Source organism: Mycobacterium sp. 852002-51971_SCH5477799-a (genome assembly GCF_001667145.1).
Classification (GTDB): domain Bacteria; phylum Actinomycetota; class Actinomycetes; order Mycobacteriales; family Mycobacteriaceae; genus Mycobacterium.
Genome location: NZ_LZIF01000011.1, coordinates 1 through 12,050, shown reverse-complemented (window position 1 = coordinate 12,050; position 12,050 = coordinate 1). Strand labels below are relative to the sequence as shown.

General features: G+C 68.6%; 8 protein-coding genes. 4 read left to right on the top strand and 4 right to left on the bottom strand.

From position 1 onward, the window contains the following. Positions 1–390: 390 nt before the first annotated feature. The gene (locus tag A5753_RS00705) at positions 391–1,287 is read left to right on the top strand and encodes an SDR family NAD(P)-dependent oxidoreductase (protein ID WP_197694547.1); all 897 of its coding nucleotides are present in this window, start codon (positions 391–393) and stop codon (positions 1,285–1,287) included. Continuing rightward, the gene (locus A5753_RS00700; protein ID WP_067122020.1) at positions 1,277–2,845 is read left to right on the top strand and encodes an AMP-binding protein; all 1,569 of its coding nucleotides are present in this window, start codon (positions 1,277–1,279) and stop codon (positions 2,843–2,845) included. Before A5753_RS00705 ends, A5753_RS00700 begins: the two co-directional genes overlap by 11 nt. A gap of 4 nt (positions 2,846–2,849) precedes the next feature. On the opposite strand, the gene A5753_RS00695 is transcribed toward A5753_RS00700, so the two are convergent. Together A5753_RS00695 and A5753_RS00690 are read right to left on the bottom strand one after the other, a co-directional pair. Beyond that, on the bottom strand, positions 2,850–7,691 hold the full coding sequence (locus A5753_RS00695; RefSeq protein ID WP_067122017.1) for a cation-translocating P-type ATPase: 4,842 nt from the start codon (positions 7,689–7,691) through the stop codon (positions 2,850–2,852). Between the two features lie 161 nt (positions 7,692–7,852). Next, a complete protein-coding gene (locus tag A5753_RS00690; RefSeq protein WP_255361333.1) occupies positions 7,853–8,986 on the bottom strand; it encodes a sigma-70 family RNA polymerase sigma factor in 1,134 nt (377 codons plus the stop codon). Here A5753_RS00690 and A5753_RS00685 point away from each other — a divergent pair. Together A5753_RS00685 and A5753_RS00680 are read left to right on the top strand one after the other, a co-directional pair. Continuing rightward, positions 8,963–9,733 carry an SDR family oxidoreductase gene (locus A5753_RS00685; RefSeq protein ID WP_067122012.1) on the top strand — a complete coding sequence of 257 codons (771 nt, stop codon included), beginning with the start codon at positions 8,963–8,965 and terminating at the stop codon, positions 9,731–9,733. The two genes, A5753_RS00690 and A5753_RS00685, sit on opposite strands and share 24 nt — an antisense overlap. 28 nt (positions 9,734–9,761) lie before the next feature. Continuing rightward, entirely contained in the window at positions 9,762–10,499 is a 738-nt protein-coding gene (locus A5753_RS00680; protein ID WP_067122009.1) for a DUF899 domain-containing protein, read from the top strand. 112 nt (positions 10,500–10,611) lie between these two features. Here A5753_RS00680 and A5753_RS00675 read toward each other — a convergent pair whose 3' ends face one another. Further along, on the bottom strand, positions 10,612–10,836 hold the full coding sequence (locus A5753_RS00675; RefSeq protein WP_067122006.1) for a hypothetical protein: 225 nt from the start codon (positions 10,834–10,836) through the stop codon (positions 10,612–10,614). Between the two features lie 137 nt (positions 10,837–10,973). Then, positions 10,974–11,780 carry a MerR family transcriptional regulator gene (locus A5753_RS00670; protein WP_231989948.1) on the bottom strand — a complete coding sequence of 269 codons (807 nt, stop codon included), beginning with the start codon at positions 11,778–11,780 and terminating at the stop codon, positions 10,974–10,976. Between the last annotated feature and the right edge of the window lie 270 nt (positions 11,781–12,050).

The window sequence follows — 12,050 nt, the reverse complement described above, 5'->3', positions numbered from 1 at the left end:
GGACGTGGACACGGCCGACACCGCCACGCCCGACGCTGCGAGAACTACTGCTGAACCAAGAGAACGAACGAAGTGACGCGCAATCATGCCGCCATTGTGCCCAGCCGACCCGCCGCTTAAACACAGGAAACACCGAAATTACAGTGTTCTCATAAAATGACCGCCGCTGATGCGCGCGGGCTGAGATCGGTTGCGCGCGGCGCGCATCCGGCGCCGCCGGTCCCATCCTCGAGAGCCCACCGTCAGCGAGGGCCACGTCCGGAGCCGCCACTGCCGGGCCGGAGCGCGGGCCCGCGACGCAATGTGGTCTGCTACTTGTAGTTACGAGCCTGGGCACGGTGAAGCAACAGCCGGCCTCGGCAGCCGGCTCGAGTGGATGCGGCGGCGAAGTTGAACGCAATAGCGCAGGCCCTGAACACGGTCACGGACCACGTGGCCAACCCGGCGCGCGTGTCGGACCCCGATAAGTTGCGCCGCACCGTATTCGGCAAGACCGTCTTGGTGACCGGCGCCTCCTACGGCATTGGTGAGGCGACTGCCCGCAGCCTGGCCGCCGCGGGGGCGACCGTACTGGTGGTCGCCCGCTCCGAGGAACGGCTGCGCGACCTCGCCGCGTCGATCAACGCCGGCGGGGGTAAGGCCGTCGCCTATCCGACCGACCTCACCGACGAATCCGCGGTGAGCGCCTTGACCAAGCAGATCACCGAGGAACACGGCCCGCTCGACATCGTCGTGAGCAACGCCGGCAAATCACTGCGCCGCTCGTTGCACGACCAGTACGACCGGCCGCACGACTTCCAGCGCACCATTGACATCAACTATCTGGGGCCGGTGTGGCTGCTGCTGGGCCTGCTGCCCGCGATGCGCAGCAAGGGCAGCGGGCACATAGTGAATGTGTCGAGTGTCGGGGTGCGGGTGGTGCCGGGTCCGCAGTGGGGCGCCTATCAGGCATCCAAAGGCGCCTTCGACCGGTGGCTGCGTAGCGTGGCTCCGGAGCTGCACACCGACGGTGTCGACGTCAGCACGGTCTATTTCGCGCTGGTCCGAACCAGGATGATCGCGCCCACGCCACTGCTGAGCCGCCTTCCCGGACTGTCGCCGGACGAAGCCGCCGACGCCATCGCCAAAGCGATCATCGAGCGGCCACGCACCATCGAACCGCCCTGGGTGTTGCCGGTCGAGTTGGCCTCGGTGCTACTGGCCGGCCCGGCCGACTACGCCGCGCGGCTATGGCATCGCCGGTTCTTGACCGAGCCCGACACCGACGGGGACGACGATGACGACTGACCGTGTGGTGACCACCGCCGCCCGGGCCCTGCTGCACTCCGGTCTGCTCAATCCGCCGGCGCCGCTGGCAGGTTTCCGGCTTCTTCGCGAGGCGCGCCGCGGCGGCACGAATCCCTACACGCTGTTGGCTGTGACGACCGCGCGTTGGCCCGACCGGACGGCGATCGTCGACGACGACGGCGCGCTGAGCTATCGGCAGCTGCAGCAGATGACCGAGTCGCTCGCGCGGCAATTGTCCACCGAGGGCGTTGCACCCGGACAAGCGGTCGGAGTGATGTGCCGCAACGGACGTCGTTTCGTGGCAGGCGTTTTCGCCGCTGCCCTGCTGGGCGCCGACGTCGTGCCGATGAGTACGGAATTCCGCAGCGACGCACTGGCGGCGGCGGTGCAGGCTCACCGCATTTCGACCGTCGTCGTCGACGACGACGAGTTCGCCGAGCGAGTCCGCACCGCGGACGAATCGGTCGTCACGGTCGACCCGGCGAACGTCGGCAGCGACGAGGGCGCGCCCAGGCCGGACGTGGCCGCACCGGGCCGCATCGTGTTGCTGACATCGGGCACCACCGGGAAACCCAAAGGGGTGCCGCGCACACCGCAGCTGCGCTCCGCGGTGGGTGTGTGGGTGACGATTCTCGACCGCACCCGCTTGCGCACCGGTTCACGAATTTCGGTGGCAATGCCCATGTTTCACGGGTTGGGGTTGGGCATGCTGATGTTGACCTTCGCGCTCGGAGGCACCGTTCTCACGCGTCGTGAGTTCGACGCCGAAGCCGCGCTGGCCCAGGCGTCGCTGCACCGCGCCGACGCTTTCACGGCGGTACCTGTCGTGCTCGCGCGCATCCTGGACCTACCCGAGCAAGTGCGGGCGCGAAACCCGCTGCCCTACTTACGGACCGTGATTTCCAGCGGCGACCGCCTTGACCCCAGTCTGGGCCAGCGGTTCATGGACGCCTACGGCGACATTCTCTACAACGGCTACGGCTCCACCGAGGTCGGCATCGGTGCGCTGGCCACGCCGGCCGATCTCCGCGAAGCTCCCGAAACCGTGGGAAGACCCGTCGTGGGGTGCCCGGTGCGCATTCTCAACAAGAACGACAAGCCGGTCGGGCCCCGGGTCACCGGGCGGATATTCGTCGGCGGCGAGTTGACCAGCGAGGGCTATACCGACGGCGCGGCAAAAGCCGTCGTCGACGGCATGACCAGCACCGGCGACATGGGCTATCTGGACAACGCGGGCCGGCTCTTCATCGTCGGCCGCGAAGACGACATGATCATCTCCGGCGGCGAGAACGTCTATCCGCGCGCGGTCGAGAACGCGCTTGCCGAGCACCCCGCCATCGCCGACAGCGTGGTCATAGGTGTCCCGGACGAACGGTTCGGTCAGCGCTTGGCCGCGTTCGTGGTCGCGCAGTCCGGTGGCCAGATCGATGTGGCGGAGCTGCGCGAACACCTGAAAAGCCGCGTCTCCCGCTTCGAACAGCCGCGCGACATCAACATCGTCGACAGCATCCCGCGCAATCCCACCGGCAAGGTGCTGCGCAAAGAGTTGCCCCGCTGACGGCTTACTCCTCGCCGGGCTCCAAAGCGGCGACCTGCTTGGCCAGCCAGTTGGGTGCCAGCGCCGAGATCGCGGTGGCACCCGCCGTCGAGCCCAGCACACCCGACCAGGCCACCGGCCCCAGCGGTGTGCATCCGAAGAACTGACTGAGCACTGGGGTTTGCACGATGCCGACCAGGACGCCCGCGCTGCCCAGGGCGGTCGCCACGACGAGCGGGCTGTGCCGGCGTGTCAGCAGCGTTTGCGCCAGCTGCGTAGTCACCAGCGCGGTCAAACCCATGGTCGCCGTGCGGCGTTCGGTACCCGGTGTCCATCTTCCGATGGCCCAGGCGGCCGTTGCGCCGGCGGCCGTGACGGCGCCGCGCGAGACGATCTGGCGCATCAGCGGGGCGTCGAGTGAGGGCGTCGGCCCGGTCAGCACGTCGCGCCGATGCAGGCGGCGCGCCTCGTCGGCGGCTTCGGCGGATTCGTACTCGGCTTCGTCGGGTTCGACGTACTGCGACGTGACGGCCACCGCGAGCGCGGGGAACATGTCCGTGAGCAGGTTGACCAGCAGCAGCTGACGCGTCCCCACCGGGGCGCGGCCCTGGCCGAAGGCGGTCCCGATGATGGTGAACAACACCTCGCCGACGTTGCCGCCCACCAAAATCGTGACGGCGTCGCGAACCCCGGCCCACATGCTGCGGCCCTCGACCAGGGCGTCCATCAGCACGCCCAGATCCTCGTCGGTCAAGACGATGTCGGCGGCGCCCCGAGCGGCCGACGATCCGCGACCGCTCACCCCGATGCCGACGTCGGCCATCCGGATCGCGGCGGCGTCGTTGGCCCCATCGCCGACCATCGCGGTCACCCGTCCGCAGCGCTGCAAGGCGCCCACGATCTGCACCTTCTGCTCCGGACTGACCCGGGCGAACACCTGCACGTCGGCGACCAGCCGGGCGCACGCGTCCTCGTCGAGACCGGCGAGTTCGGCGCCCGTCACCACCTGCGCATCTTCGGGCAGGCCCAGCTGCCGGGCGATCGCGCGTGCGGTGACGGGGTGGTCACCGGTGATCAGCACCACATCGCGGCCGGCGTCCACCAACGCTTCGATCAGCGGCCGCGCCGATGCCCGGGCGGTGTCGGCCAAACCGACGTAGCCGAGCAGCTCGAGGTTCTTCGCCGCGGAGTCCACGGCGTCGGCGTCGGTGTCGTCGTCGTCGGTTTCGTGCTTCCAACCGCGCTGCGCCACGGCGAGCACCCGCAAGCCCTGCTCGGCCAGACCGTGCACCACCGCCTCGGCCCGCTTCAGGTCGGCTTTCGGGTTGGCGAACTTGCAGCGCGGCAGGATGACCTCGGGAGCTCCCTTGAGGACCAGCACCGGCGCGTCGGCCGGCTGGCCGTTGTCGTGGCCCACGGTGCCGATCGCGGCGGCGAAGCCGCGACTGGACTCGAACGGCACCTCGGCGACCATCGCCCAGTCCGAATCGGTGTGGCCGTTCAGCGAACTGGCGGCGGTGAGGATCGCCTCGTCGGTGGCGTGCGCATGTCCCTGGCCCTCCTGCGGCTGGGCGGACGCGCGTGCGGCGGCGCGCAGCAGACCGGCGGATTCCGGGTCGGTCAGCTCCGGGAACGGGTCGTGTGGATCGACATCGTCGGGCACGGCGCACACCACGCGGAGCCGGTTCTCGGTGAGCGTGCCGGTCTTGTCGAAGCAGATGGTGTCGACGCGGCCTAACGCCTCGATGGTGCGCGGTGCGCGGACCAGGGCCCCGCGCGCCGTCAGCCGCTGGGCGGCCGAGAGCTGGGACAGGGTGGCCACTAGCGGCAGCCCCTCGGGGACCGCGGCCACCGCGATAGCGACACCGTCGGCGACCGCCTGACGCAGCGTCGCGCGGCGCAGCAGCGCCAACGCCGACACCGTTGCACCGCCGGCGAGCGTCAGCGGCAGCACCTTGCTGGTCAGTTCCCGCAGCCGAGCCTGGATCCCGGCCGAAGTTTCGACATCGGCGACCGCCGAGATCGCGCGGTGCGCGGCGGTGCCGACGCCGGTCGCCACAACGATCCCTCGGGCACGCCCTGCGACGATGGTGCTGCCCTCGAACAGCATGCTGGCGCGGTCGGGATCGTTGACCGCGACGGGGTCCTCCTGCTTGTCCACCGGGAGCGACTCGCCGGTGAGCAGGGACTCGTCGACTTCGAGGTCTTCGGCCACCAGCACGCGGGCGTCGGCCGGCACCACTTCGGGTGCGGTCAGGTCGATGACGTCGCCGGGCCGCAAGGACTTGGCGGACACCGTGACGGTGCGGGTGGCGTGCCGTGCGGCTTCCAGCCGGCGTTTGGTCGTCGCGACCCCCGGAACGACGACCCGGCGTACCAACTGATCCTGCTCGGCGAACAGCTCGGCGGCCGCGGCCTCGGCCCGTAACCGTTGCGCCCCACCGGTTATCGCGTTGACGGTCATCACGCCCGCGACCAGCAGGGCGTCGATGTTGCTGCCGACGATCGCCGACGCAGCGGCCCCGACGGCCAGGATCGGGGTCAGTGGGTCGGCGAGTTCGGCCCGCGTGGCGGACGCCAGCTTGGCCACGTTGAGCAGCGGACCGCGCAACGGCGCCAAGGCCGGGCTGTAGGACAGGTCATCGAGACGGCGCCGCCACGACGACTCGGTCTCGACCGCCAGGGGCCGGGAGCCGCCGGCCAGCCGCGAGTAGACGATCTCGGGATCCAGAGCATGCCAGGCGGTGAGCGGTTGAGGGGTGGGATCGGGCAGGCGCAGCACCCGGGTGGCTGACAGGGTTCCCGCCACCAAGGCAGTGGCCGCGGCCGCGTTGACCGGGTTGAGCCATCGGCGAAAGCTCACGGGACCGGTGGGTGTTTGTTCTTCGCCGGTGACCAACAGCAGACCGGCCAGCGTCGTGCCGCCCTGGGCGAGGTGCACGGCCGATTCGCTGGCCGACCGCGCTACCGGGATCGCCGACAGGATCCGCACCGCATCGGCCAGGTCGGTGCCGGTGATGATGTCCGCGGTCCACGCCGTGGCCGCGCGCGGATCGTCAAGGGCCACACCGACATCGGCGATCGCGAGGGCGGCCAGGGTATCGGTCGACGCGAAATCGCGATGCAGCGCGGTGATCAGCAGGACGGGTCCGCGATCGACTCGCAGCTCGCGGACCACATTGAGCAGCGGCGTGCCCGGCGGATGCGATGCGCCGACGCTGGCGGTGAGGTCCTCGGTGCCGGCGACGTGGCGTAACACCACCCGCGCACCCGTCCGGTTCGCGGTCTGGAAGAGCGGAATCGCGTAGGGGTCAACCTCCCAGCCGACGGCGACGCTGCCCACGCATTCGCCGTCGACGATCAGGTCGGCGCTTTCCAGACCCTGCGCGGGCTTGCCCGCCGGTCCGCCCTCCGACGGGACCCACCTCAGGCGTGCGCCGGTGGCCGGGAGTTCATCCGCGTCGGGCTCGGGTGCCTCCTCCCCGTGCAGCAGTGCGTCGGCGACCTCGTAGACCCGGTCGTCGTCCCAGCCGGGCGCATCGCCGCGGACGCGCAAGACGGCACGATGATCGCCGCGCAGCGCGGCGCCGTCGATGACGACCACCTTCACCCGGTCCAGCCGGCGCAGCGCGCCAGGGTCGAGGACCAGTTGCCCCGAGTTGGCGAGCCCGCGGCCCAACACCGCCGCGAACGCCTGCCGACCCATGTGCGCCGCTCGCGGTACCGCGGCTTCGATCGCGCCGGCCGCGTCCTCGGTACCGCCGCCGGCGACCAGCGCGCTCGCCGCGGCGATCAGCGCGCCGTTGGCCGCGGAGTCGACGTAATTCTCGACCGGGCCCGCCATGGCCCCCTTGCCGGCGTCGATCGCGACGTCGACGGATCCGCCAACCACCACGTGCGAAGCCTCACCCGCCGCGGCGGCCGCCCAGCTGTGCCGCGGCTCATGGGATTTGGCGCCGGCGGATGAGATGACAGGCACGACTGGAGCCTGTGGCCGCTGAGGCGAAGCCAACGCCGGCTCGCGGTCTCGCCACACCCGGCGGTGTGCTGTCGCCTCCGAGATTTGCAGGGTGCGTTGGGTCAGGTCGAGCAGCGGTGTACCGATCGCCTGGGTCAGTCCGTAGGCGGCCGCGGTCGTGGCGGCGAGCGCAATATCGGTGCCCACCCGACCCAGTCGCGATTCCAGGATCCCCACCATGCGCGGCTGATGGTTGATGAGGGCGGCCGCGGCCCGGGTGGTCTTGGGTGCGGCGGGCAGGCGGGTCACCCACCCGGTGACCGCGCCACTCACCGCGATGATGTCCAGGGCGGCGGCGGTGAGCGGGACCAGAACCGCCAGCGGGTTACCCGGGTCGGCGAAGGGCGCAGACAGGGGCGACGACATCGAAGTTGCCGGAGCGATGTCGTCGGCCAGGGTGACAACCGCCTCGCGCACCTCGTTCAGGACGGTGCCGGGCTCCGCGTCGTCGGTGAATTCGACCACCAACCGGCCCAGCGAGCCCTCGACATGGGCCTTGGCCACGCCGGGAATCCGGCGAACCGGTTCCTCGACGACGGCCGCGTACTCGTCCCACCGCGGGAACGGCAGCAGCGGGTCGAGGTCCAGATGCACCCGTCGTCCGCTCTGCCAGCGCACCGGCGGCAAGATGCGGGCCGACGAGCCGTTGGTGGAGCCGCCGAATCCGATGGCCCGGCCCGTGGTTTCAGCCACCGACTGAAATACCGGGCCGGCCAATTCCGTGACCGGACTGGTGAGCGTCTGCAGCGCGCCCGCGGCCCCTGCCGCGGTGGACACACCGGCCCGCACCACCTGCGCGGCTCCGCCGGCTACGCCGGCGACGACGCTGGAAACGCCGGGAATCTTCACTCGTCACCCTTCAACTTCGTCTACCGCGCTTAATGATCCTGACGTGTGGAGGAGCTGTCCACACGTGGGCGGGGAAGGTAAAACCGTGCGACGACGCCGATGACGATGCAGGTCCGGCCTCCCTTAGAGAGCAAGGGTGCGATTACGTCCCTGGACCAAGGTTACCGGGTTGGCGATAAACCAAACGTGCTGAACAAGCCCGGGTCGAGGAAGACGGTGATGCTGGCGATCCCGGAGGCGCCGGTGGTCAGGACATGAATGGAATGGGCCGCCATCGCCTTGTCCGCGCTGCGCCGGTACTCGGCAACGGCGGGCTGCGCATTCGCGGCCGTCGGGAGCATCACGATATCGCCCGGCTTGGCCAGAGCCCGCCGGGCGAGGAACCGCAGTACCGCATCGCGGCCGGTGAACCACACTGGCATGGGCGGCATTTCGAGCTTGACGTCAGCTTGCAGCAGCGCCGTCAGCGCCGCCATGTCGGCGTTTTCGAATGCGGCGCAATACCGGTCGAGCAAGTCGCGACGCTGCGCATCGCCGGGCTCGGACATGTCTTCCTCGGCGGGGGAGAGTTCGGCGAGGCGGGCCCGGGCGCGCTGCAGCGAACTGTTGACCGCCGCGGGCGTGGTTTCGAGGAGCTCGGCAACTTCGGCGGCGCTGAACTGTACGACGTCGCGCAGAATCAACACCGCCCGCTGCCGCGCCGGCAGCTCCTGCAGCGCCGTCATCACGGCGAGCCGCACGCTCAGCTTGGCGGTGAGGTCGTCCTCCGGGTTTTTGAACATCGAATCGGGAATGGGCTCGAGCCAGGCGTGCGCGCCTGCCTTCGCGTCGAAGTCAGTGTCCGGGTCGAGCGAGCCGTCCCCCACCCCCATCGGCAGCACGCGGCGGGCGCGGTTCTCCAGCGCACGGAGGCAGGCGGTGGTCGCGATGCGATACAGCCAGGTCTTCAGCGCGGCGCGTTCCTCGAATGCCGCATAGCCGCGCCAGCCCCGCAGATAGGTCTCCTGGACCAGATCCTCGGCGTCGTGCACCGAGCCCAGCATGCGATAGCAATGCGCGATCAGCTCGGCCCGAAAAGGCGCCGCCTGCTCGACGAAATCTTCCTGCGCCGGCACGACCTTCTCCTCTCGGCTGCGACGGGAACCTACTCCCTTAGAGACGTCGCGCCGCCGAAATTCATCGGTCGAGGCGCGATGAATCCCGATGCCGCTCCGTATCTGAATTGGTGAAGACGCGGCAACGGCCGCCGACCAGAGGGAGTGAGAACGACCATGAACCAGCCCCGCACCGCCCACGCCGACGGGCTCGTCGGCACCACCGCGATCGTCACCGGAGCCGGCCGCGGGTTCGGCCGCGCCATTGCCTGCGCGATGACGGCGGCGGGCGCACACGTCGTCGGCGTTGCCCGTACCCGATCGCAACTCGAAGAGGTGCGCACCCAACTCGGGGACGCCTTCACTCCGGAGGTGGCCAACGCCGCCGATCCTGAGGCGGCCCATCGGCTCATCGATCAGTTCCAACCGCGCACACTCGTGCTGTGCGCCGGGGCCGCGCCGCGGATGACGCCGCTACAGGACCAGACCTGGGAGACGTTCAGTGCGAACTGGAACGCCGACGTGGCGCAGGCTTTTCACTGGATTGGCCACGCGCTGCGGCGCCCGCTGGCGCCGGGCAGCTCGGTGATCGTGATGTCCAGCGGCGCCGCGCTGAACGGATCACCGCTGTCCGGCGGCTACGCGGGCGCGAAGGCGACGGTCAGGTTCATCGCCAGCTATGCGGCCATGGAAGCGCAACGCGCCGGGCTCGGCATCGGCTTCACCGCCGTGCTGCCGCGGTTGACGCCGGCCACCGACCTCGGCGCGGTCGCCGCCGCCGCCTACGCCGAACGGCAAGGCGTCGACGTCGACACCTTCCTGCAGGCCACCGGACCCGCGCTCACCGCCGAGCAGGTGGGCAAGTCGGTCCTGGAGATCGCCACCGGCGCCGCCGCCGGCCACGACGCCTACCTGCTCACCGCCGCCGGCCTCGCGCCGCTGGCCTGAGGCTCTGAAGACCGAAAGGCAAACGACCATGAACACACCGCCGATCGTGTCGGCCCAAGAGTGGGCAACCGCGCATCAGCAACTGCTGGCCAAAGAGAAGGAACTCACCCGCGCCCACGACGCGCTCGCGGCCATGCGACGCCGGATGCCGTGGACACCTGTGGACTCCGAGTACGTGTTCGAGGGGCCCGAGGGCAAGGTAAACCTGCGGGGCCTGTTTCAGGGCCGGCGCCAGCTGGTTGTCTACCGCGCCTTTTACGGACCCGACGTAGACGGCTGGCCCGAGCACGGCTGCCGGGGCTGCTCGATGATGGCCGATCATGTCGGCAACCTGGCCCACCTGAACGCCCGCGACACCACGCTGGTGTTCGTGTCGCGCGCACCGCAGGCCGACATCGAACGCCTGAAGGAGCGGATGGACTGGAAGATGCCGTGGTACACCATCACCGATCGCTTCGACACCGACTTCGGCGTCGACGAATGGCACGGCACCAATGCTTTCATCCACGACGGCGACCGGGTGTTTCGCACCTACTTCATCAACAACCGCGGCGACGAGGCGCTCGGAACCACCTGGAGCTTCCTCGACATGACCGCACTCGGGCGCCAAGAGAATTGGGAGGATTCGCCCGAAGGTTATCCGCAGACCGCTCCATACGAGTGGTGGGACTGGCACGACGCCTACGGCGAGCACGAGCCGTCCCGCTGGTTCGGCGAGCCCGACCCAGACGATCCCAGCGACATCCGGCCGCCGCGCGAAAACTAAGTGGCGCAGCGGGTTTGGGCTTTCGCCGCGCCCGGGTGAGAAGGCCCGAAGACACGAATGCGCGGTAGCCGTCGACCGGCTACTCGCGCACTATTCGGGCGATGGGAAGTCGCTACAGAATTCGGTGGTTCGCCCTGCCGACCTGATACCCGGCAGGAAACGATTTCTCGATGACCTGCAATTGGTGATCCACCCTGGATTCCAGCTCGAGCACCACGCAGCTATCGCTGAAGGATTTCGATTCGAGAACTATGTACCGCTGACCACAATCGGTGATCGGGTCGCCCGAGTGCAAGCTCTCGACCGACACCGACTCCGGAGTTCCATCTGCCTCCATGCATGACACGTTAGGTCAATTCCGCAGATGAGGGAATAGACCGCTAGTGCGTAGTGGCCTGGTTGGGCGCGTGATCGGGGTAGCGTCCGGCTGGCGGCCATCGATTTCCCGTAGGCGTCAGATGATTCCGTGTCGACTTAGGTGAGAGGTGCGTGGAAGAACCACAATTGGCCCTCGAGGTCACGCGCTCCCCATTCACGCACTCCGTAGCCCTGATCGGTGGGCTCTTCGATGACCTCAGCGCCAGCGGCGCGGCAGCGCTGATAGTGAGCATCGACATCGTCAACGTTGATGACCGTCATGCCCGTTGCCGCGCCCAACGTGCGCGGCGATTGGTAGTCCTCGGCAGATGGGTGAAGCCAGATCACATGATCACCGGCGCGCAGTTCACCATGGACATACCGGCCATGATCGTCTTGCTGCAGCGCCCCGGCGGTCAGCCCGAAAACCCGAACCAGGTACTCGTGGGCGGCAGCAAGATCGTCGTACACGAGCAAGGCGGTGGTACTGCGCACGGTCGAATCAAGCATCGTCATCTCCTCAATGGTGGCGAAAAGCTCCTCGGTGGACGGATCGTCAAACGCGGCAAGCGAATCCACCATCCTTGACAAGCGCGCTTGCAGGCTGGCCGCCACCGCGGCGCGTCGACGGGTGTCATCAAGGTGGCACTGCACGGCATTGCGCAACTGCCACTGGGGGTCATCGACAACCTCGCCGATGCGATTGAGCCCAAACCCCAGCCGCCGCAGCAGGCAGATCCGGTACAGCCGAGCCACATCCTGCCCGTTATAGAGGCGGTGACCCGAGCTCGAACGGAAAGAGGGCCGCAGCAGGCCGATGTGATCGTAATGATGCAAAGCTCGCACCGTCAGCCCGGTGAGCTCGGCCAGGGCGCCCACCTTCCACAGCGCAGGCCGGGCGTTCTCCTGTCGCGTATCGGACACAACCGTCACGTTAAGACCTGACGCGACGTGAGGAGCAAGTGTTTGAACCAACACACTGGAAACCGATTACAACCTGCGAACCTCCCGAAACCAGAACGTGGATCGTCATTGGCCGGCCGAAAATTGTCGTACTCCGCTGCGATGATGGGGTTATGTTCTCAACCGCATCGCTTTCCGTGGCGGTGAGCCCTGCTGAGCGCCTGGAGGTGTTGTTCGAGGAGTTGGCGGAGTTGGCCGGTCAGCGTAATGCGATTGATGGGCGCATCGTGG

Bases quoted from the DNA above. Each gene is read 5' to 3' on its own strand.
- A5753_RS00700 (WP_067122020.1), top strand. From the start codon at position 1,277: ATGACGACTGACCGTGTGGTGACCACCGCCGCCCGGGCCCTGCTGCAC.
- A5753_RS00685 (WP_067122012.1), top strand. From the start codon at position 8,963: ATGAACCAGCCCCGCACCGCCCACGCCGACGGGCTCGTCGGCACCACC.
- A5753_RS00680 (WP_067122009.1), top strand. From the start codon at position 9,762: ATGAACACACCGCCGATCGTGTCGGCCCAAGAGTGGGCAACCGCGCAT.
- A5753_RS00675 (WP_067122006.1), bottom strand. From the start codon at position 10,836: ATGGAGGCAGATGGAACTCCGGAGTCGGTGTCGGTCGAGAGCTTGCAC.